Annotated in this window: 21 protein-coding genes and 1 tRNA gene; 9 read left to right on the top strand and 13 right to left on the bottom strand. The window is 50.3% G+C overall.

Going from position 1 to position 22,155, the window contains the following annotated elements; translation table 11 throughout:
* Positions 1-349: 349 nt before the first annotated feature.
* Together H511_RS24525 and smrA are read left to right on the top strand one after the other, a co-directional pair.
* Entirely contained in the window at positions 350-490 is a 141-nt protein-coding gene (locus H511_RS24525; RefSeq protein ID WP_027253831.1) for a DUF3149 domain-containing protein, read from the top strand.
* A 118-nt stretch (positions 491-608) separates the two neighbouring features.
* The gene (gene smrA, locus H511_RS0119495) at positions 609-1,190 is read left to right on the top strand and encodes a DNA endonuclease SmrA (protein ID WP_027253830.1); all 582 of its coding nucleotides are present in this window, start codon (positions 609-611) and stop codon (positions 1,188-1,190) included.
* Positions 1,191-1,214: 24 nt separating this feature from the next.
* Here the strand turns inward: smrA and H511_RS0119490 are convergent, their stop codons facing one another.
* The 7 genes from H511_RS0119490 to H511_RS23835 form a co-directional block, all read right to left on the bottom strand.
* Positions 1,215-1,829, bottom strand: a complete 615-nt coding sequence (locus H511_RS0119490; protein WP_027253829.1) for a LysE family translocator — start codon at positions 1,827-1,829, stop codon at positions 1,215-1,217.
* 71 nt (positions 1,830-1,900) lie between these two features.
* Complete coding sequence (ybaK, locus tag H511_RS0119485) at positions 1,901-2,374, bottom strand: Cys-tRNA(Pro) deacylase (RefSeq protein ID WP_027253828.1); 474 nt, start codon at positions 2,372-2,374, stop codon at positions 1,901-1,903.
* A gap of 144 nt (positions 2,375-2,518) precedes the next feature.
* Positions 2,519-4,186, bottom strand: a complete 1,668-nt coding sequence (ushA, locus tag H511_RS0119480) for a bifunctional UDP-sugar hydrolase/5'-nucleotidase UshA (protein ID WP_027253827.1) — start codon at positions 4,184-4,186, stop codon at positions 2,519-2,521.
* Between the two features lie 224 nt (positions 4,187-4,410).
* A complete protein-coding gene (locus H511_RS0119475) occupies positions 4,411-5,775 on the bottom strand; it encodes a Na+/H+ antiporter NhaC family protein (RefSeq protein WP_027253826.1) in 1,365 nt (454 codons plus the stop codon).
* 308 nt (positions 5,776-6,083) lie between these two features.
* Complete coding sequence (locus H511_RS0119470; protein ID WP_248616625.1) at positions 6,084-7,067, bottom strand: DUF6024 family protein; 984 nt, start codon at positions 7,065-7,067, stop codon at positions 6,084-6,086.
* Positions 7,033-8,232 (bottom strand): HAD hydrolase family protein, encoded by a 1,200-nt coding sequence (locus H511_RS24710; RefSeq protein WP_155804954.1) that lies wholly within the window; start codon positions 8,230-8,232, stop codon positions 7,033-7,035. Before H511_RS24710 ends, H511_RS0119470 begins: the two co-directional genes overlap by 35 nt.
* 106 nt (positions 8,233-8,338) lie before the next feature.
* The gene (locus tag H511_RS23835; protein ID WP_202601969.1) at positions 8,339-9,049 is read right to left on the bottom strand and encodes a hypothetical protein; all 711 of its coding nucleotides are present in this window, start codon (positions 9,047-9,049) and stop codon (positions 8,339-8,341) included.
* Positions 9,050-9,564: 515 nt separating this feature from the next.
* Here H511_RS23835 and H511_RS0119455 point away from each other — a divergent pair.
* Positions 9,565-11,448, top strand: a complete 1,884-nt coding sequence (locus tag H511_RS0119455) for a methyl-accepting chemotaxis protein (protein ID WP_027253824.1) — start codon at positions 9,565-9,567, stop codon at positions 11,446-11,448.
* Between the two features lie 121 nt (positions 11,449-11,569).
* On the opposite strand, the gene kdsA is transcribed toward H511_RS0119455, so the two are convergent.
* From kdsA to hemA, 6 genes are all read right to left on the bottom strand, one after another.
* Positions 11,570-12,421 (bottom strand): 3-deoxy-8-phosphooctulonate synthase, encoded by an 852-nt coding sequence (kdsA, locus tag H511_RS0119450; RefSeq protein WP_027253823.1) that lies wholly within the window; start codon positions 12,419-12,421, stop codon positions 11,570-11,572.
* A 44-nt stretch (positions 12,422-12,465) separates the two neighbouring features.
* Positions 12,466-13,278 (bottom strand): SirB1 family protein, encoded by an 813-nt coding sequence (locus tag H511_RS0119445; protein ID WP_027253822.1) that lies wholly within the window; start codon positions 13,276-13,278, stop codon positions 12,466-12,468.
* A 4-nt stretch (positions 13,279-13,282) separates the two neighbouring features.
* Positions 13,283-13,663, bottom strand: coding sequence for a SirB2 family protein (locus tag H511_RS0119440; RefSeq protein WP_027253821.1), 381 nt, complete (start codon positions 13,661-13,663; stop codon positions 13,283-13,285).
* Between the two features lie 50 nt (positions 13,664-13,713).
* A complete protein-coding gene (gene prmC, locus H511_RS0119435) occupies positions 13,714-14,559 on the bottom strand; it encodes a peptide chain release factor N(5)-glutamine methyltransferase (RefSeq protein WP_027253820.1) in 846 nt (281 codons plus the stop codon).
* Positions 14,559-15,647 carry a peptide chain release factor 1 gene (gene prfA / locus H511_RS0119430; protein ID WP_027253819.1) on the bottom strand — a complete coding sequence of 363 codons (1,089 nt, stop codon included), beginning with the start codon at positions 15,645-15,647 and terminating at the stop codon, positions 14,559-14,561. The genes prmC and prfA overlap by 1 nt, the downstream gene beginning before the upstream one ends.
* 93 nt (positions 15,648-15,740) lie before the next feature.
* Complete coding sequence (gene hemA / locus H511_RS0119425) at positions 15,741-17,015, bottom strand: glutamyl-tRNA reductase (RefSeq protein ID WP_027253818.1); 1,275 nt, start codon at positions 17,013-17,015, stop codon at positions 15,741-15,743.
* Between the two features lie 290 nt (positions 17,016-17,305).
* On the opposite strand from hemA, the gene lolB reads away from it, so the two are divergent.
* From lolB to H511_RS0119395, 6 genes are all read left to right on the top strand, one after another.
* The gene (lolB, locus tag H511_RS23830; protein ID WP_248616624.1) at positions 17,306-17,971 is read left to right on the top strand and encodes a lipoprotein insertase outer membrane protein LolB; all 666 of its coding nucleotides are present in this window, start codon (positions 17,306-17,308) and stop codon (positions 17,969-17,971) included.
* A 19-nt stretch (positions 17,972-17,990) separates the two neighbouring features.
* Positions 17,991-18,854 carry a 4-(cytidine 5'-diphospho)-2-C-methyl-D-erythritol kinase gene (ispE, locus tag H511_RS0119415; protein ID WP_036760065.1) on the top strand — a complete coding sequence of 288 codons (864 nt, stop codon included), beginning with the start codon at positions 17,991-17,993 and terminating at the stop codon, positions 18,852-18,854.
* Between the two features lie 31 nt (positions 18,855-18,885).
* A complete protein-coding gene (locus H511_RS0119410; RefSeq protein ID WP_027253816.1) occupies positions 18,886-19,833 on the top strand; it encodes a ribose-phosphate pyrophosphokinase in 948 nt (315 codons plus the stop codon).
* 125 nt (positions 19,834-19,958) lie between these two features.
* On the top strand, positions 19,959-20,549 hold the full coding sequence (pth, locus tag H511_RS0119405) for an aminoacyl-tRNA hydrolase (RefSeq protein WP_027253815.1): 591 nt from the start codon (positions 19,959-19,961) through the stop codon (positions 20,547-20,549).
* 70 nt (positions 20,550-20,619) lie between these two features.
* Positions 20,620-21,711, top strand: coding sequence for a redox-regulated ATPase YchF (ychF, locus tag H511_RS0119400; RefSeq protein ID WP_027253814.1), 1,092 nt, complete (start codon positions 20,620-20,622; stop codon positions 21,709-21,711).
* Positions 21,712-21,987: 276 nt separating this feature from the next.
* Positions 21,988-22,064: transfer RNA gene (locus H511_RS0119395), tRNA-Met, on the top strand.
* Positions 22,065-22,155 lie beyond the last annotated feature (91 nt).

Below are 22,155 nucleotides of genomic sequence, written 5' to 3'. Positions count from 1 at the left end.
TTTTGCTGTTGCTTTGAGTTTTGCTCCAGAGGGTCCCTCTGGTCCGCTATTCTCAAAAGCCGGAGATGCGCTACCAAACTGCGCTATTCACCGACAAAAAACGAAACGCTGATGCGCTTCGAGGTGGCCTATAATACTGGCTAATTTACTGAACGCAAGAGGGGGAACAGAAAATTTCCTTTCCTCGCTGTTACTTGCTTAGGAATGCACCAGTTAACACATAATTTTACTGAGACCCGAAAAAGAACACACCAACAGTGATGATTTGAGTATGGATTGATCCAGATCATCAGCCCGTTCGCCAAGGTCCATTAAGCTTGAATTCAGTTTCCCAGGCAGAGGGCATCACATGGATTTTTGGCTAGATTTACTCTTTGGTAATCCGGTTGGCCTATCATCAATGATAGTGATTTTCGGTGCATTGGGGCTAATGCTCTTCTATGGTGGTTATTTTGTCTATAAAGCGATGAATGCCAAGCCACAAGATTAGCCGTTCCGTTATCTCCAATCTTCTTTGAATCCTGAGGACTCTGACAGGCCCGGGATTCTTTTTTTTCTTGCCAAGCCACGTATAATCTTCCCTACCGTCCGCAGTAGAAAAACACACCATGTCCGATCAAGATGAACTGGACCTGTTCCGAGAAATGATGGCCGATGTGGCCCCGCTGGAGCAGGATAAAGTAACCCCGGAAAAGAAGCACCAGATCACTGATGCCCAGCTCGCCCGACAAGCCGCAGCGCAGAGCCTGGCTGACAGTGATCCTGAATATTTATCACTCGATTATGCCACTATGGTCAAGCCGGATGACATGCTGGATTACAAGCGTGACGGAGTTCAGGACGGTGTCATCCGCAAGTTAAGACTGGGCAAGTACGATATTCAGGCCAGGCTTGACCTGCACCGTAAAACGCTCAGGGAAGCCAGAGATGAAGTATTGCACTTTCTCAGGCAGTGTCAGCGCATGGACATTCGTACCGTGCTTATTGTGCACGGTAAAGGTGAACGTTCCACGCCTCCGGCATTGATGAAGAGCTATGTCGCGACCTGGCTGACTCAAATCAGTGATGTGATGGGCTATCACTCAGCGTTACGACAGCATGGCGGCAACGGTGCCCTGTATGTCATGCTCAAAAAAAGCCCTGAACGTAAACTGGAAAACCGGGAGCGGCATCAGAAACGCCAGAGCTGAAGCCGTCAACTGGTGGCAGTGTGCTTAACCCTGCCACACCACCCTGAGGGCCAGCATAATCAGCACCACGCCGGACAAACGATCGATCAGCTGGGCGCGCGTTTTCAGCGTTTCCAGCACCGCTGGCCGGGACAACACCAACGCGATCAGCGTGTACCAGAGGCCATCTACCAATAAGGGGGTGGCAACAATAATCACTCTGTCGCTGATCCCACTCCCGACGGCCACAAACTGACTGAACAGGGCGAGAAAAAACAGCGCGAGTTTGGGATTGAGCACAGAGATCATCAGCCCGTCCCGGGCTGCAGCGGCCATACTTGCAGGTTCGCCTGCCGCCAGTTTTGCCGCCACTCCCCCTTTCGAACGCAGGGCATTGATCCCCAGGTACGCCAGATAAGCGGCGCCTGAATAGGTAATGATCTGGAAGAGTGTCGGCGACTGTTTGAGGACAACAGCCAGTCCAAGCAGCGTCAGTAATGCATACACGCCAACGCCAAACGCATGGGCCCAGGAGGTCACAATGCCATGTAAGCGCCCGCCCGCCAGACTGTGCTTTGCCACCACCGCTAAACTCGGCCCGGGCGACATTGCCCCTAACATACAAATCATCAGTAATGAAAGCCAGATACTGAACGTCATCCTTGTCTCCTGCGGCCAATAGTCAGCCTGTCGTAAATTAAATAAGTGGTTGGAATAAGTGGCTGGAATAATTAACGGGCTAACGCCGCCAGCTGACCACAGGTCAGTTGCAACAGATCCTTGGGCGCCAATTCTATTTCCAATCCGCGCCGGCCCGCACTGACACAGATAGTGTCATAGTCCCTGGCCGAGTCATCAAGAAAAGTGGGCAAGCGCTTTTTCTGTCCCAGGGGGCTGATGCCGCCCACAATATAGCCAGTTGTTTTTTCAGCGATGGCCGGATCGGCCATTTCGGCTTTTTTGGCCCCAGCGGCTTTTGCCGCCGATTTCAGATCCAGCATACCCGCCACCGGGACTATAGCCACCGCCAGTTGCCTGGGATCGCCATTACAGGAGAACAGCAGGGTTTTAAACACCCTAGCCGGATCCTGCCCCAGCACCTCTGCCGCTTCCAGGCCGAAATTGGTATTGTTCGGATCATGCCGATACTGATGGACTTTATGGGCAATTTTATGCTTTTTCGCGAGATTTATAGCGGGTGTCATCCTGTCCTCCGGCATAATTATCGTTACCCACTATAGCTAACCGGTATCTTTCCGCCAAGCCAGTATCGGCACAGACAGCAACAAAAAAAGCTCACCGGCCAGAGCAAGTGAGCTTTAGTCTTCAGTACCGAACCTCAGTAACGGTTAACGGTACACAATCTCGCCGTTAGGATCGAACGCATGGACATCAATCGGGCTGCTGGCTTCCAGATAATCTTTCAGCACTTCTGCATCAACAAATCCGGTGTTCACGTAACCGGCATGATCCACCAGCTTAGGGTAACCATCGCCACCGGCAGCATTAAAGCTCGGCACAGTAAACCGGTAGGTTTTGCCTGGCACCAGCGCTTTGCCACCAATCTTAACATTGCTGACTTTACCGTCCCGGATATCCATAGTCACACCATAGAACTGCGCATATGCCCCTGAATCGACAGGTTTAGTCGCAACAGAACCCAGGTAGTCCAGCACTTCGGCCCCCGTCATATCGGTATAAGTCACCATATTGCCGAATGGCTGTACTTTCAGCACATCTTTATAAGTAATATCACCGGCTGGAATAGAGTCACGGACGCCGCCTGAGTTCATGACCGCAAAATCAGCTTTGGCACGCTGCATGTGAGAGGCGGCAATTAAACGTCCCAGGTTGGTTTGCTGAAAACGCACCACGCTCCGGTCGCCTTCCAGTTTGCCGTTTGACTGGGCAATCTTGATATTGAGTTTTGCTTGTCCGCTCTCCTGATATGGCGTTAAGAAGGCTTTCACCGTGGGATCCTGAGGGATCTCCTGCTCAATAAACACTTTCTCTGACTGGCCGTCAGCCAGCTTGATCTTCTTCTTCAGGTTAACCGGGATCAGATCATAGCTGACCATATTCAGCTCACCATTTCGGAATTCAAAGTCCGCCCGGCCCACGTACTTGCCCCACTCGTGGGCCTGTACAATCCAGGTGCCATTCTGCTGATCCGGTTTGCAATCGTCACTCGGTTTGAAAGATAGATTCGCTACATTCGGCCCTTCCATACAAACGGGCTCCTGAGAGTGACCGCCGACGATCAAGTCCAGATCGCCCGGCTCAAGATATCGCGCCAGAGCAACATCACCCGGCGCATTGACACCATGTTTACCATTGACATAGTGGCCCATGTGCGTAGCAGCAATGATAAGATCCGGCTTTTCCGTTGCTTTCAGTTCAGCGATGACAGCCTTGGCTTCGGCTTTCGGATCGCGAAATTCAATGCCGCCAATGTATTCCGGGTTACCAATTTTCGCGGTATCTTCTGTCGTCAGACCGATAACGGCAATTTTGATCCCCTGCTGCTCGAAAATCTGGTACGGCTGGAACAAACGCTTGCCCGTCGCCTTGTCATAAATATTGGCTGACAGCATAGGGAAGTTAGCCCATCCTTCCTGCTTGCGCAGCACATCGAGCGGGTTATCGAATTCATGGTTACCCACAGCCATCGCATCGTAGCCAAGCAGGTTCATGCCTTTAAAATCGGGCTCCGCATCCTGCAGATCCGACTCAGGCACGCCTGTGTTGATATCGCCGCCAGACAGCAGCAGGCTGGTGCCGCCTTCTTCTGTCACTGCTTCTCTCAGGTCATCCAGTAAGGTCTTGCGGGCAGCCATACCGTATTCACCGTCCCGGTTGTGCCAGAAACGGCCATGATGATCATTGGTATGAAGAATAGTCAGCTTATAGGTCTGGTCTGATTGCCAGGTGTCGGCTTGCTCTTGGCTCGCACAGCCCGCCAATACCATTAGCAATCCCGCTGACAAAGCAGTGCGGGTAAACATTTTATTTTTCATTTCATCACCTTACACAGTCAACTCTCATGGCTCACCTCCTTTCCTTGGCGGTGGTTGTGGCCAAAAACAGTGCTCAGTGTAAAGTAATCAAATGCCAGGTGGCAGGCGATTTCACCATAGTGTTAATTGGATCACTATGCAATCGATATCATTTTTATTTTTGAAAGGGTTATAAAAAAACACCCCGAGCCGGGGGTGTTTTTTTCTTGGTACTACGGCAGCGTTTAAGCTGTTACGGTCAGGCGCTGCTGATGCTTGAGCCAAATCGCAATCAGCGCACTGGCAGCCAGAAAGAAACAATAATAAGAATGGCTGACAACCGCTAATGGCGACAGTCCAAAGACCGAGCCCAGCAACAGTGCCTGCGCACCATAAGGCAGCACGCCCTGAATAACGCATGAGAATATATCCAGCAAGCTGGCAGAGCGACGTGGCGTCACTGCATTTTGCGCAGCCAGTTCACGGGCAACACCGCCTGCGACGATAATGGCCACAGTGTTGTTAGCCGTGCAGACATTGGTCAGGCTGACCAGCCCCGCAATGCCCATTTCGCTCGCTTTTTGCGATTGCTCGCCGCCTGATTTGTTACTGAAACCACCGATCAGTTTACTGACTAACAGCGTCAGAAATGCCAGGCCTCCCTGACGACGCATCAGTTCGCTCATGCCGCCAATCAGCAGGGATAACAGGAAGATTTCCTGCATGTTGCCAAATCCGGTATAGATATCTTGGCTCCAGCTAGCCAGACTGTAATCAGACACTGACAATAATCCCACGCCGCCAGCCAGAATAATGCCCAGACTCAGCACAACAAAAACATTAACGCCGGACACAGCAAGTACCAGAATCGTGATATAGGGCAAGACCTTGAGCCATTCGATGCTGGTGACAGTCGGTGCTTCAGATGGTGTGGAGTGGAAAAGGAACAGCAAGATCGCCGCCAGCGCCGCCGGCAGCGCAATGGCGATGTTCTCGCGGAATTTATCGCGCATCGCACAACCCTGAGAGCGGGTTGCGGCGATAGTGGTATCAGAGATAATCGACAAATTATCGCCAAACATGGCACCACTCAACACCACACCGGCGGTCAGAGCGATATCCAGATCGGCGGTATCGGCAATGCCCAGCGCCACAGGCGCCACCGCAGCAATCGTGCCCATTGAGGTTCCCATTGCCGTGGCAATAAAGGCCGCAATGACAAAAATTCCAGGCAAAATCAGGCTGGGTGGTAATAAAGACAGACCAAGATTAACGGTGGCATCAACCCCACCCGTTGCTTTCGCCACTGCCGCAAAGGCTCCGGCCAGCAGATAAATCATACACATGGCTATGATATCGCTGTGGCCCACCCCACGCATGAAATCTTCGATGGTTTTATTGAGCGCCTCTTTGCTCAGCACGATAGCCACCAGTATTGCAGGCAAAGCCGCAACAGGGGCCGGTAATTGATAAAAGGCAAAATCGACACCCTGCCAGGTCAGATAGCTGCCCACACCGATAAAGAGAGACAGAAAAACGGCCAAAGGCAGCAGTGCCAGAGCAGAAGGAGACGGCGAGTCTGAAAGTGTGTGTGGAGTGGCGTGCGACATTATCTCTACAGGGCATTGTTTCGAATTGGTCGCATAGCCTAAAACTTACATCCAAACGTGTCAACATCCAGACGTCTAAACATCTATATGCAATTAATAGTCAGGATATTTCTCCTGATACCTGTCACCGGTGTTTTGCCCGTTAAGCTACCTTTCTCGCCGTATGCCTTACACCCATTAAGCCACTGACAGCAATCAGTCATGAACCAAATGTACAAACGGATTCGGTTATGGTCTCAACGGAGATAACCAATAACACCCTATGGTAAAGGTACAGGCTGCATCAGACCTGCCCCAGATCACGCCCTTTACTTATCATGGTTATCCTCATCAAATAGTAACCGCAGTGACTGATAAAACGACTCGGAAAAGTCGACATTGTAGTGTCTGTTATCCGTCATGTGGTTGACTGAAATACGAAGGCGATCGGTGTTTTTTATCGGCTTGCAGGAAAAAAATGAAGCCAGCTTTTGTCTTAACACTGCCGACCGGCACTCAACCACCACCATATGGCTGTTATCGGAAGATATCACTGTTACACCGTTTTGATTCAGCAGTGCCTGGATTCTGGGTGAAATATGGATAAAAGCGCTGTTGAAACATTGCGGCTGAGCAGAAGACAGCCGCTTTTCCAGCGCCATTAAATCCTGCAATGAACGAGCCCCTGAGCTGACTGTTTCCAACGTGCTGCTAAGAACCTGATTTAACGGATGGGAACGTTTGATACCCAACACAGCAATGCCAATATGCAGTCCTGCATGCTTATGAAGCGGCGCGAAGAAGACATCAGAGTGTTTAATAAGATCGCTATGGTGCACGGTAGCAAATGACTGCGCACCATCTACTGCCAGCATTGAATGACCACTCAGCGGACTTAAATCCAGAAGATGGCCTGTCACTGGCGACAGATGCGTGACCAGCTGTATATCAGGGCAGTCACCACTTACACTCACTTCAGAGAACAGCTGAAATAGATGACGGTATTGCGGATAGTGCTGCTCATCCCCGGTATCAATTTTGACCCCAAGCTTATTTAACTGACAAGCAAATAAAAAGTTGACCAGACAATCCGTTGTATTGGTAAACATGAATAAGTCATGTTCGGGGCAGTATATGTTGTTCAGCTTTTGCTGCACATTCAATTTCAGCCGGTAATACGACTTATAGTACGCTTTACCCGCCAGACCCGTTCCAAACGCCTTGACGAGATCCGGGTGTATAGACGAGGAGTCTGACAATATTATTCTATCAGTCACTTTATTTATACCCAGATAAGCGCTGACTGATAACATTAATGATTAGATCATCGCTGCGTTTCAAACGTGACACATTCATGCTGCTTTCTAATCCGACCAGCTCATCACCTATTACATAACCGTCAGACGAATTTGATAACAGCGTAAAATCATTGTCATCATTACCAAAACAGATAAGATTATAATTTTCGATACCGCTGATTACACTCAGTGCCTGGTATTTATCTGTGAAGTAGCAATTCAGCTCTGCGGTATCATCACCATGAAAATTAAAGGCAACCCCATCACTGATATCTTTATACAATGGCATGAGTTTCCGTTGAATATTCTCTGAACGGCAAGATATTTTTATCACGCCCTGATCCCACCACGAGCACTCTTTATCCAGCGTCAGTTTATCTTCATAGTCAAGCATTTCAGGGAACAATGACTCATCACCATGCATCGCAAACTTATCCCCGTACTCCAGAAAATAGCTCACATCATTTTCTTCCAGAAACTGAACAATGGTATTCACGTCTTGTGGTGACAAACCGGATACCAGCGTCTGCTGATGCGTTTCATCTGAAATGATTGAGCCATTGCAGCAAATGACAGGAACTTCATGGCTCAGATCACCCAATGCTTTTCTGGCTCCCCGGGGTGCGCGGGATGTCGCAAATGCCAGACGGGCGAACGGATCATGTTTGATTTTATGGAGTGCAGTTTTCATTGGATCACTGACGACTCCGCCGTCGGCAATAGTGCCATCAATATCAAACACCAGCATATTGGGCAGTGCCTTATTGATTTTCTTTGCCGATTGTCTGACTACTCCACCTCTGATCAGGGAAGGAATCACATCAATGGCAAAAATACTGCCTACAGCCATGCCATTAGCCAGGTGCTCCCCATCAATCCAGGCTATTTCTTCAATTTCAGAACATGGCTTAGGTTGACCAAATATTTTCACAATATCAACATCAATCTCCACCAAAGTCTCTTCAAAAGCACTCTTTCGCGTAAAAGTACCAAAATATTCAGCACTCACCAGACTTACATCAAGCTCTTCATTTAACTCCCGTTCAAGGCACTCCTCTTTTGTTTCACCGGCTTCGGGTTTTCCACCCGGAGAGATAAACATCGCTGTCCCTTTTTTTCTTACCAGCAATATTTGTCCTGCCCGGCATATAACCGCAGCATATTTTTTTATCGTTTTCATTGTCAGAATCACTTCTGCTATCGCAGTTCAACAAGAGTGCCGGATGAAAGCACTCTTACACAGGTAATACATCGTAAACACATCTGATACAGGCGTACCTGTGTATTCAGGATGCCTTTCTTAGCGCTTGGTAGTTTTTGAGTTTTCCTGATAAGAAATCAATAATGTCATCACACAGAGATTCTTTATCTGCCAAGTATTCCAGGATAGTTTCATCAGAAGCCACCGTCGATGAGTCACCAAAAATCGAAACCCCTTCCAGTGATTTTGTCGACAGTCCTAATTGAAGTAAACGGTACTTCACTTCATCTTGTGACTGGGCCATATGATAAATAGGGCTGTTATACGTAATGCCGAATCGTTTCATATAATCAACGAAATAGTCTTTAGCCACTAACCGTTGCTCTGGAAATTCTTTTTGGTATTCAACGATGCCGTCGTTGATCACTGCGATACCATTCCTTGTGCAATAATCAATAACGTGGGCATGAATCGCAATTTTTTCACCCAGTAATATCAGGTTTTTCTTGTACCTGGCAAAGTCTCGTTCAATATTCTCTATCGCAATGCTTCTGAAACTGCCACTAATATCAACAACTTCATGTGTTACAACCAGATCACCAAATCTGTTTTTTAATTCTTCTACACGTAAAGGCAAGAGTTTTCTGTGTAGCCCACAACCACTATTGGCAGTAAACAAGTGAACCGGAATACCGTTTAGCATTAAATAACTGGCGGCAAGAGTGCTGTCTCTTCCACCGGTGAACATAACGAGTTGCGGGCTTTTCCCGTCTTGATAATTTGTCTTTATATTCATTGTTACATCCTTGTTATATGACCAAAACGACGGATGCTATATTCAACAATAGATATAATCAACGTAATGCACTTATTGATAATTATGAAGTTATTAACTTCCTTAATAGCCGTTTAAATAAAAGCATAGGTATGACTATGAAAATCAACGAGTTAATCCGCGCTTAAATTAATGTGATTTATATCACCATAGCTGCACGCGATAATATAATATTTTACTTTGACGTGTTTTTTAAGACATATTAGCTATTACAACTGCCATCCCCAGCTCAGCAAAACATTCTCCTTTTTATTACCTTTTTTGTCTTGGCACTCGCTACAGACACTCTAAAGTGACAAATTTTTAACCAAAAAAGCGTCAATAATCAGACATGCTAAAAAGTTAAATTTCCATATACAACCGTCGTATAGCTATATAGAATTCTCCGTATTGTTTTTCCTCATTTGTCACAAATTTTGTGCAACGGAAAGTAAAAACATTGATATCAGCTCCTGTTCCATCCATTGAGACTCATCATGAAACTGACCCTAAAGCAAAAACTCATAGGAGCCAGCTTATCTGCCGTCGTGGTTATGGCAACCGCGCTGACATGGCTGGCCGCAAATCAACTCTATCAACAAACACAAAACAGCATTTTTAGCCGTGCCGACAGCTTGAGCAAAACCGCGACTAAAGGGATCAGTGACTGGATTGAGATCCGTCGCAGTATCACCAGTGCCATCAAGCCTTATCTGGAAACCTCTGACCCGGTGCCATACCTGCAGCAGGCTCGCATTGCCGGTGGCTTTGATGAAATGTATTTTGGCACCTCTGCCGGAGAGATGTTCCGCTCCTACCCTGAGCGAAACCGGGCAGGTTATGATCCCCGCCAGCGCCCCTGGTATATAGACGCCAAATCGGCTAACAAGCCGATCATTACAACGGCCTATCGTGATGCCATTACCAACGCTTTACTGGTGACTCTGGCTGAGCCTATCAAAAAAAATGGCCAGCTAACGGCCGTTATTGGTTCCGATGTATTAATTGATCAGCTGATTTCCGATGTGATCAGCCTGGATGCCGGTGAAAATGCCTACGCCATGCTCATCAACTCCCAGGATAATACGTTCCTGGCCCACCCTAACCAGTCTTTGCTGCTGAAACCTATCAATGGTTACACTGAAGAGTTGAGCATCAGCCAGATTCAGCGTTCGGTGAGCAATCAAACGGTATTGAACCAGACGATTCAGGGTGTAGATAAACTGTTGTATTTTGCGCAAGTTCCCGGCACGCCGTGGATTCTTGGGCTGGAGATGGACAAGGCCACCGAAGAAGCCAGCCAGAGCCAACTGCTGAGCCGCCTGATCATCACCTCCATCCTTATAACTCTGCTCGTTCTGGCTGCTGTCGCCTGGCTGGTCGGATTCCTGTTCCGCGACCTGAGCCGCGTGTCGGATGCACTGGCCGAGATTGCAACGGGTGAAGGGGATCTGACCCAGCGCCTTGAACCACGCAGCGACGACGAAGTCGGCCAGCTGGCACATAACTTCAACCGTTTTGTCGGTAACATGCATGGCATGGTAACCCGTCTGCGCGATGTCTCTCACTCACTGACGTTGCAGGCCCATCAAACGGCCTCACAAGCGGAAGAGCGCAGCACACGTATCCGCCATCAGCAGGATGAAATCAACATGGTGGCAACCGCCATCAATGAAATGGCCGCTGCCACACAGGAAATTGCCGGCAATGCCGATAACACAGCCCGCACCTCAACCGAAACGGTTCAGGCGGCAGAGCACGGTGCCGAGCAGGTTGATCAAAGCCAGCATTCGATTACCAATCTGGCCGGCGAAGTGGAAACAGCCACAGACGTCATTGGTGAGCTCAATACCCATGCACAGAGCATTACCACCATTCTGTCGACCATTCAGAATATTGCTGAACAAACCAACCTGCTGGCACTCAACGCTGCCATTGAAGCCGCCCGTGCGGGTGAGCAAGGTCGCGGCTTTGCCGTCGTGGCTGATGAAGTGCGGGTATTGAGCCAGCGCACCCATGCTTCTACGCAGGAAATTCAGCAAATGATTGAAACCCTGCAACAAACGACAGGACGTGCTGTCGGCATTATGGGCGACAGTCGCCGTTTGGCTGAAACCAGTGTGGATGATGCCAATGCCGCTTCAGCCAGCCTGGCGCAAATCATCTCGGCCATTACCAATATCAGCGACATGGCGACTCAGATAGCTTCTGCCGCAGAAGAGCAGTCTTCTGTGACCTCTGAGATCACACGTAACACTGAAGGGATCCGTGACGTCTCTAACGAGCTGGCTCAGGAAGCAAGCGAAGCGGCGCAGCAGGCTTCTCAGCTGTCAGAGCTGTCTCACGAGCTGCAGCAGGAAATCAGCCGCTTTAAGCTATAAATAGCATTCAGCGGACAGAAAAAGGGGGTGTCAGTCATGACACCCCCTTTTGTTTTTCTCTGATCGTTTGTCTCAGGTCGTCTCCGGCAGTCACCCTGCTCAGGTTCTGCCAGTAACAGCCTTATGCAATGTCGATGGCTTCGAAACTCTTCACCAGATCATCGAGCTGTTTGATCTGGTGAAGGAATGGCTCCAGCTTATCCAACGGGAAGGCAGAAGGGCCATCACAGCGCGCGGCATCCGGGTTGGGATGCGCTTCCATGAACAGACCGGCGATTCCCGCCGCCATACCGGCACGCGCCAGCGTAACAGTTTGCTCACGGCGACCACCGGAGGCAGCACCCAGCGGATCGCGGCACTGCAGTGCGTGGGTGACGTCAAAAATGATCGGACTGCCCTTCGACGCTTTCTTCATGACATCAAAGCCCAGCATGTCGACAACCAGATTATCGTAACCATGCAGCGCACCACGCTCGCAGAGAATAATCTGGTCGTTGTTACATTCCGCAAATTTCTCAACGATATTCCCCACCTGACCCGGACTCATGAACTGAGGCTTCTTCACGTTGATAACGGCACCGGTTTTGGCCATCGCTTCAACCAGATCGGTCTGACGAGCAAGAAATGCCGGCAGCTGAATCACATCCACCACCTCGGCAACAGGCTGGCACTGATACTGTTCATGCACATCAGTGATGATTTTCACGCCAAAGGTATCTTTCAGCTCCTGAAAGATTTTCAGGCCTTCTTCCATGCCGGGACCGCGATAAGAATGGACCGAAGAACGGTTCGCCTTATCAAAGGAAGCCTTAAACACATAAGGAATGCCCAGTTTTTCCGTTACTTTGACATAGTGCTCACAGATCTGCATCGCAAGATCACGCGACTCCAGCACATTCATGCCACCAAACAGCACAAAGGCTTTGTCGTTAGCGACATCAATGTCGCCAATACGAACCACTTTCTGTTCCATGATGCTACTCTTCTTCTCTGTTATTTGGTCTGTTCCGCAGGCTTTCAGTGAAGGACCTGCGGGTTTGCATTCAAAACTTTAACTTGCAGTTTCAGCAACTCTGCAGCCGGATCTTCCGGACACTGCTCAATAAAGTAGGCATAGTCCATAGCGGCGGCATGACTGCACTCTAATTGCTGATAAATATAGCCGCGATCGCGAATTTCATGGGGATCGCCCGGGCGCAGCGACAAGGCCAGATCGCTGCAGCGTAATGCATCAGCGTATTGCTCTTCTCGCAGCAAAGCACTTTTTAAGACCGTCAGCCATCGTGCCAGCACATCCGTATGACTGGTGGTGGTGAGATAGCTTTCGCGCCAGGGTGCCAGCGGACCTTTGTGCCCTCGCAGCCAGGCACTGAGTGTCTGGCGACTGACAAATTCACCGTCAAACGGGTTAATAAACTGAGGCTCACTGTCTGGCCAGTCGACGCGCAGAATATACTGAGTGGGGAAAGCCACACCGGTGACAGGTAACTCCAGATGCTGAGCCAGATAAATCATAATGGCTCCCAGACTGACCGGAATGCCTTTACGACGCTCAATGACCTTGTCCAGATAGGCATTGTCAGCCGCATAGTACTGATGACGATCACCACAGAAACCCCACTCGCGGTAAAACAGGCGCAGCAGCCCCTCTAACCGCAGGTGGGGATTGGTTTCTGACATCAGTGCCGCCTCGACATCTTTTGCCATTTTTTGTAATTGATGGCGTACCCAGGCAACCGGAAAATCCGGTTCCAGATCCACCATGATCTCAATGGCACCCTCAACCAGCGCAGACGCTTCGAAATCTCTGTCTTCATCGGAGAAATACATGTCTTTACCCCAGCAACGGCATTTTCGTGACCGCCAGTTTGCCGGCCATTGCCAGCCAACCTAACGCCCCGAGAAAAGCAAAGGTTTTAAACACTTTGTTCTTGCCGTATTTCAGCGCGAAAAAGCCAAGCGCGATATAAGCCAGCACACAGGTCAGCTTTTCATTCAGCCAGCCCGCGCCTGCCGTGAAAGGAGTAAAGCCGGTGTACATCACCAGAGCGACGCCACTAAGCAACAAGAAGGTATCAACAACATGTGGGGTTATTTTCAGGGCTTTTTTCTGCATCAGCGCTGAATCTGCCATCATCAGGCCAAATCGCACCACAAATAACAGCACGCTCATGGCGATAATGGTCAGGTGAAAATGTTTTAATGCTATGTACATCTGGTTTTTCTCTTTATCGTTTCCTTCGAATCATGAATGGCCAGACGGCCTCAGACAGACCAGCAGCCTAAGCTTACCCTGTCTTGTCCTGCATAATCCTGAACGGTTATCACTTGTTGATAACCTAAATGGTAAAAAATGCCCCGTACGGCCTCGCCCTGCTGATAGCCATGCTCCAGCAGTAACCAGCCACCAGGCGTTAAAAATGTCCGGCTTTGTGCACAAATATGGCGAATGTCCGCCAGGCCTGCATCTTCTGCGACCAGTGCGGTGCGGGGTTCGAATCGCACATCCCCTCTTGCGAGATGCGGATCGTTGGCATCAATATAAGGGGGATTGCTGACAATAACATCAAAACGTGCATTGTCCGGCAATGGATTAAACCAACTGCCGCATAAGATACGCACATTCTGCAATTGCAACGCGCGCCGATTTTCTTCCGCCAGTGCCGCCGCTTCCGGACGCAAGTCGATACCAGTGAACTGACAATCCGGGCGCTCAGAGGCCAGAGACAGAGCAATCGCCCCGGTTCCGGTACCTAAATCGAGTACCGAGGCTCCAGCGGGAATTTTCTCCAGCGCCGCTTCCACCAGCCGTTCGGTGTCCGGCCGCGGGATCAGGGTATGGGGCGCCACTTTCAGCGGCAGTGACCAGAACTCGCGTTCACCTGTGATATAGGCGACCGGTTCGCCCGATTCACGACGCGCCAGCAGTGCTGAAAATGCAGCAGACTGCTCGTCAGTCAGCACTTTTTCAGGCCAGGTCAGCAGGTAGCTGCGAGGCTTATCCAGCACATGACACAACAAGACCGCAGCATCAAGCTGCGGACTGTCAGAGCCGGCGTTCATCAGTTGGGTTGCCGCTTGCTTAAGCGCAACGTCGATGGCGGGATTCATCAGTGCTGATCAGCCATGGCAGCCAGCAAATCCGCCTGGTGTTCCTGCACAACAGGATCAATCAGGCTTTCCAGTTCGCCTTCCATCACTTCATTCAAACGATAGAGGGTCAGGTTGATCCTATGGTCAGATACCCGGCCTTGCGGATAGTTATAGGTACGAATGCGATCGGAGCGATCGCCAGAGCCCAGCAGGTTACGCCGTGTACTGGCTTCCTCTGCATGGCGCTTCTCTTCCTCGGCCTTGATAATACGGGCCGCCAGCACAGACATGGCTTTTGCTTTGTTTTTGTGCTGCGAACGCTCATCCTGACACTCGACCACAATGCCGGTTGGCAGGTGGGTAATACGAATGGCAGAATCCGTGGTGTTAACGTGCTGACCACCGGCACCGGAGGCGCGGAAGGTATCAATTTTCAAATCACCGGCATTAATTTCCGGGATTTCCGCTTCCGGGATTTCCGGCAGAATGGCCACAGTACAGGCAGAAGTATGAACACGGCCCTGAGATTCCGTCGCCGGCACACGTTGTACCCTGTGTCCGCCTGACTCGAATTTCAGAATACCGTAGGCCCCTTCCCCGCTGATCTTGGCGATCATTTCCTTATAGCCACCGTGTTCAGCCTGATTCGAGCTCATCACTTCCACCCGCCAGCGGCGGCTTTCAGCAAATTTGCTGTACATGCGGAACAAGTCACCGGCAAAGATACCGGCTTCATCACCACCGGCACCGGCGCGGATTTCGATGAAGCAGTTGCGCTCATCATTGGGATCTTTGGGCAGCAGCAAAACCTGCAACTCGTCTTCCAGACGCTCAATTGCCTCTTTCGCCTGCTTGATTTCTTCCTGCGCCATTTCGCGCAATTCAGGATCCTCTTCCCCGGCCATTTCTTCCGCGGTTTCCAGATCAGTCAGCACCTGCTGGTAAGCACGAAAACACTGACTCACTTCCTCTAGCTGCGAATATTCACGAGACAAGGCCCGGAATTTATCCTGATTGGCAATGATAGTGGCATCGCCCAGCAAATGCTGCACTTCCTCGTGGCGTTCAACCAGGGATTCTAATTTCGCTAAAATGGACGGTTTCATCATGTGTACAACATCAGATCCTAACAAGGATCCGCCTTAAACCGGTTCGGCAAGGCGCGATCATAAAAATTAATGCATGTGAAAAACGCTGAGTCAGTCAGCCGACTGGTCTTTCAATGCACCTAAGCCAAGCGTTTCACGAATAAGGGCCAGTTTTTCAGGTTCGCCATCATGGGCGGCTTGCTGCATGGCCTTGGTCGGCGCATGAATGAGCTTATTCGTCAAACGGTTGCTGAGCTCTGCCAGCACTTTTTCCGGTGCACTGCCGTTCGCCAGCGCTTGCAGACTGCGGCTCAGTAAATCATTTTTAATGTCATCGGCGTAACAACGGTACTGGCGGATACTGTCTACCGCCTCCAGTGAGCGTAACCAGCGCATAAAAGCCGCGCTTTCTTCACTGACTATCGCTTCAGCCTGGATCGCCGCCACTTTACGCTGCTCACGATTTCGCTCAACAATACTTTCCAAATCGTCTACTGAATATAAATAGGCATCATCCAGCTCGCCGACTTCGGCTTCGATATCCCTGGGTACAGCAATATCGACCAGCAACATAGGTTGATGACGGCGCTTTTTCAGTGCTTTCTCCACCATGCCTTTGCCCACAATCGGCAGTGGGCTCGCCGTTGCGCTGATAATGATATCTGCATTGTGAATATGGTCCGGAATCTCCGGCAAACTAATCACTGCTGCGCCAAATTCATCTGCCAGCACCTGAGCACGCTCCGGGGTGCGATTGGCAATCATCAGGCTGCGGCAACCGTGTTCCACCATGTGCCGGGCTACCAGCTCTGTGGTCTCACCGGCGCCGATAAGCAGCACTCTTGCCTCGCTCATCGACTCAAAAATCTGTTTGGCCAGGGTACAGGCCGCGAAGGCAACCGACACCGCATTGCCACCGATATCCGTTTCCGTTCTGACACGCTTTGCCACCGAAAAGGCTTTCTGGAACAGCTTTTCCAGCATGCCATGCATGTTGTCATGGTCGCGGGAATCGGAATAAGACTGCTTGACCTGCCCCAGAATCTGCGGCTCACCCAGTACCAGCGAATCCAGACCACATGCCACCCGCATCAAATGACGTACCGCGGCCTGCTCTTCGTGAAAATACAGGCTGGACATCAACTCTTCCGCTGACAGGTTATGAAAGCGGCTGAACCAGTCGATCATCACACCGGGCCCGCTGTGACTGACATCACAGTAGATCTCCGTGCGGTTGCAGGTAGAAACGATCACACCACTGTTGACTTCCGGATGCTGAGCCAGAGTCTGCAGGGCTTCGGTCAGTTTTTCCGGCGAAAAGGCAACACGCTCGCGCAGGTCTACAGACGCTGTTTTGTGATTGATTCCTAATGCAAGCAAGGTCATGGAGATGGTGTTACCTACTACCCGATGATAAAGATCCAGCAGGTCATTTTACTTGATGACCCTGCGTAATAAAAGGATATGACTCGATTCTGTCTGTCAGCGCACCATTTTGTTGTTCTGACGCTAAAACAAATCCTGACTTTACAGACAAATACTAAAAATGTCATGAAACACTTCTCAGCCTGCTCTGGTTACCCGGTTCGGCCAGGAAAGAGATTTCATCAGGCAAGTCATGCTATGATTCTTTTACTTCCACATTATTCAGTTACCTGTCGTATAAGGGACATGCTATGCGAATGGCGTTTGCGCCTCTTTCTTTGCTCTCGTTTCAGTTACCGCCGCTCTTTGCGCGAAAAAAGAAGCCGCATAAAACACGACTTCTGGCGGTATTGGCTCTGTTGATTACCGGTTGTACCACGACCCCGCCAACCGGCAAAGTCACCGACTGGAACAGCCACAGACAGGCATTGTCCGCGGTCACCGCCTACCAGGCAACAGGCAAACTGGGTTATATCAGCCCGGCGCAACGTTTCAGTGCCAATCTGAACTGGAAAACCGATCCCGGTACTGATCATCTGCTGCTGACTAACTTTCTCGGCACAACGCTGCTGAAACTGGACGCCCAGCCCGGGCGTGCCGTACTGATTGATAATGAAGGGCAACGCCACCAGGGCAGGGATGCGGCTCAGCTGGTCTTATCGCTGACCAATATTGCCCTGCCCGTTAACCAGATGCGAGACTGGCTGCTCGGCCTGCCAACAGGCGCGGATAGCTACCAGTTAAATGCACAAAACCGCGTGGCTTACTTAGTCAAGCAAGTGGGTGATCAGCGCTGGCAGCTGGACTATAACGCCTATGATGAAACAACGTCACCCGCTCTGCCTTCCCGGTTAGTCCTGTCGCAAGGCAAACAGCGAATTACCCTGATAATCAATCGTTGGCAAACCCAACAATAAATTGACGCGCATTCAAAAAATGATCACACACACTACAAGCTGGCCAGCACCCGCTAAACTTAATCTGTTTCTCTACATCACAGGGCAACGTCCGGACGGTTATCATGAACTGCAAACCCTGTTTCAGTTTTTAGATTACGGCGATACCTTGTCCATCACGGCGCGAGCCGACGGGCAGATAACCCTGACTCCGGCTATCGAGGGTGTGCCATTAGTGCAAAATCTGATTTATCGCGCCGCGGATGCCCTGCGCAAAAAAACAGGTCTGCAGGCTGGAGCAGATATTCACATCCAAAAGATTTTACCTATGGGTGGTGGCCTGGGTGGCGGTTCATCGAATGCAGCGACAACGCTGGTCGCCCTGAACTATTTGTGGCAAACCGGATTAAGCACTGACGAGCTGGCCGAGATCGGTTTGACGCTGGGAGCGGATGTGCCTGTGTTTGTCCGTGGTTTTAGTGCTTTTGCCGAAGGGATCGGCGAAAAGCTCCAGCCCGCACAACCAGAAGAAAAATGGTATCTGGTCGCCAAGCCTGATGTTGCCATTGCAACCGCAGAGATTTTTACGGCAACTGACTTAACCCGAAACACGCCCGTAAGGCCTTTATCTGTGTTATTAGCCGGCAATTACGAAAACGATTGCGAAAAAATCGTCAGAAGAATTTACCCTGAGGTTGATAAGGCACTTTCGTGGCTGTTAGAATACGCGCCGTCGAGATTGACCGGCACTGGCGCTTGTGTTTTTGCTGAATTTAGCTCTCAGCAAGCGGCTACTGCAACCCTGAAAAAATTACCCGACTGGCTCCAAGGTTTTGTCGCCAAAGGGGTGAATCATTCACCTTTGATGACCGCCCTGAGCGGACATGCTGCGGAAAGTCAGTAAATACAACTTGGACGCAATTGAGGTTTACCCCGTGCCTGATATGAAGCTGTTTGCTGGTAACGCTACACCAGAGCTAGCCCAACGCATCGCTGACCGTCTTTACATTTCACTTGGAGACGCGACAGTGAACCGTTTCTCCGATGGTGAAGTCTGTGTTCAGATTAATGAAAACGTCCGCGGCAGCGACGTCTTTATCATTCAATCGACTTGCGCCCCAACCAACGATAACCTGATTGAACTGGTTGTAATGATCGACGCCCTGCGTCGTGCTTCTGCCGGCCGTATCACAGCCGTTATCCCTTACTTCGGCTATGCCCGCCAAGACCGTCGCGTCCGTTCTGCTCGTGTTCCTATTACAGCGAAAGTTGTTGCTGATTTCCTGTCCAATGTCGGTGTTGACCGTGTGCTGACTGTCGATCTGCATGCCGAGCAAATCCAGGGCTTCTTTGATGTGCCGGTAGACAACATCTTTGGTTCGCCAGTTCTGCTGGAAGACATGCTGGCAAAAGAACTGCAGGATCCAGTCGTCGTTTCTCCAGACATCGGTGGTGTGGTACGTGCCCGTGCAACGGCCAAGCTGATGGATGACACAGACATTGCGATCATCGACAAGCGTCGCCCACGTGCCAATGTGTCTCAGGTCATGCACCTGATTGGCGATGTTGAAGGCCGTGACTGCATCATTGTTGATGACATGATCGACACCGGCGGTACCCTGTGTAAAGCTGCTGAAGCACTGAAAGAGCGTGGGGCTAAACGTGTATTCGCTTACGCAACCCACCCGGTATTCTCAGGCAACGCGCCGGAGAACATCAAAAACTCTGTGATTGATGAAGTGATCGTCACTGACTCTATCCCACTGTCTCAGGCAATGCTGGATACAGGCAAAGTCTCTGTACTTACTCTGTCTGGCATGCTGGCTGAAGCCATTCGCCGCATCAGCAACGAAGAGTCTATCTCTGCGATGTTTGAGCACTGATAGCTCAGTAAATACCATGACAGTCAACACGCCCCGCCCTGTGCGGGGCGTGTTTGTTTTTATTTATCTCTGCAGCAGTGTTAACATAGCGCGCGATTTGATCCCGATGACATAGAGAGACCAGCGTGAGTCAAAAAATCCGTTTACTGGTTGGCCTGGCAAACCCGGGTCCGGAATATGCCAAAACACGCCACAATGCGGGAGCCTGGGTCGTGGAAGAATTGGCACGGATCCACAATATCAGCCTCAAAAACGATCCCAAGTATTTTGGTTTAACCGGCAGGATCCAGCTCAATGGTGACGATCTGCGTTTGCTGATCCCCACCACCTTTATGAATCTGTCCGGTAAATCCGTTTCGGCACTGGCGAATTTTTTCCAGATAGCACCGGAAGAAATTCTGGTCGCCCATGATGAACTGGATCTGCCCCCTGGTGTTGCCAAGTTCAAACAAGGCGGCGGCCACGGTGGCCATAACGGGTTACGGGATATCATCAGCAAACTGAGTAACAACAAAAACTTTTACCGTCTTCGGGTAGGTATTGGTCATCCCGGTGACAAAAATAAAGTGACCGGCTTCGTATTGGGTAAAGCCCCCGCCAGCGAACAATCTCAGATTGACGCTGCGGTAGACGAATCCGTTCGCTGCCTTGATATCTGGCTGAAAGACGGCCTGACCAAGGCACAAAACCGGCTACATTCATTCAAAGCCGAATAAGCTATTACAGACTTTTTCATCATCCCGCATAATGCCGGATGCCGGAAACATCACTAAAGGGTTTCAAGCCATGGGTTTTAAATGTGGTATCGTGGGCCTGCCGAACGTAGGTAAATCCACACTTTTCAATGCGTTGACAAAAGCGGGTATCGAAGCCGCTAACTTCCCGTTCTGTACTATTGAACCAAACACGGGTGTGGTGCCTGTACCGGATCTGCGTCTGGATAAGCTGGCTGCCATCGTCAACCCGGAACGTATCCTGCCTACCACTATGGAATTCGTGGACATCGCCGGTCTGGTTGCCGGTGCGTCCAAAGGTGAAGGTCTGGGTAACAAATTCCTGGCCAACATCCGTGAAACCGATGCGATTGGCCACGTTGTTCGCTGCTTCGAAAACGACAACATCGTGCACGTTGCCGGCAAGATCAACCCATTAGCAGACATCGAAATCATCAATCTGGAACTGGCTCTGGCGGATCTGGATACCTGTGAGCGAGCCATTCAGCGCCAGGCCAAACGAGCCAAAGGCGGTGATAAAGAAGCGAAATTCGAAATCACAGTGCTGGAAAAAATGCTGCCGACACTGACTGAAGGCGGTATGGCGCGTGCAGTCGAACTGACCAAAGAAGAAAAAGCCGCGATTGATTACCTGAACTTCCTGACTCTGAAACCGACCATGTATATCGCGAACGTCAGCGAAGACGGTTTTGAAGGCAATCCGTTCCTGGACATGGTGATTGAGCACGCCAGTAAAGAAAACGCTGTTGTGGTGCCTGTCTGTGCGGCTATCGAGTCTGAAATTGCTGAACTGGATGACGCGGATCGTGAAGAGTTCCTGGCCGATCTGGGCATTGAAGAGCCCGGCCTGAACCGTGTTATCCGCTCGGGCTACGAACTGCTGAATCTGCAGACTTATTTCACGGCCGGTGTCAAAGAAGTTCGCGCCTGGACCATCCCGATTGGTGCCACCGCTCCTCAGGCTGCCGGTAAGATCCACACCGACTTTGAAAAAGGCTTTATCCGTGCCGAAGTGGTCGGTTATGAGCACTTCATCGAGTTTAACGGTGAAAACGGCGCGAAAGAAGCCGGTAAGTGGCGTCTGGAAGGTAAAGATTACATCGTTAAAGATGGCGACGTCGTCCACTTCCGCTTCAATGTATAACCTGAAGTCAAAACCTCTGCAAAACATCTGATAAAGGGCCGGCTTCTGCCGGCTTTTTTATTTTCACTGTCCCGCTTGCTGCTTTTTTACCCTTGAAATCACACATCTAGCATGGCATTCGGCCATTTCGTCCAAATAACCATCGAACAGGCAGATTTTACGGGGATAATTAAAAAAACTATTGACGCTCAAAGCTGGTATACGCATAATGCGCCCCGTTCCCGAGACAGCGACCCTGTATTGGACAGCGCCTGCGCTGGCTGTTTCGGACACGTTGGCTACGTAGCTCAGTTGGTTAGAGCACATCACTCATAATGATGGGGTCACAGGTTCAAATCCCGTCGTAGCCACCATATCACCACTTGAAATGGTGATAAAAAACAGTAAGATGCGGAAGTGGCGAAATTGGTAGACGCACCAGATTTAGGTTCTGGCGCCGCAAGG

This window comes from Photobacterium halotolerans DSM 18316 (assembly GCF_000425165.1).
GTDB lineage: Bacteria > Pseudomonadota > Gammaproteobacteria > Enterobacterales > Vibrionaceae > Photobacterium > Photobacterium halotolerans.
This window is presented reverse-complemented; position numbering and strand designations above follow the sequence as displayed.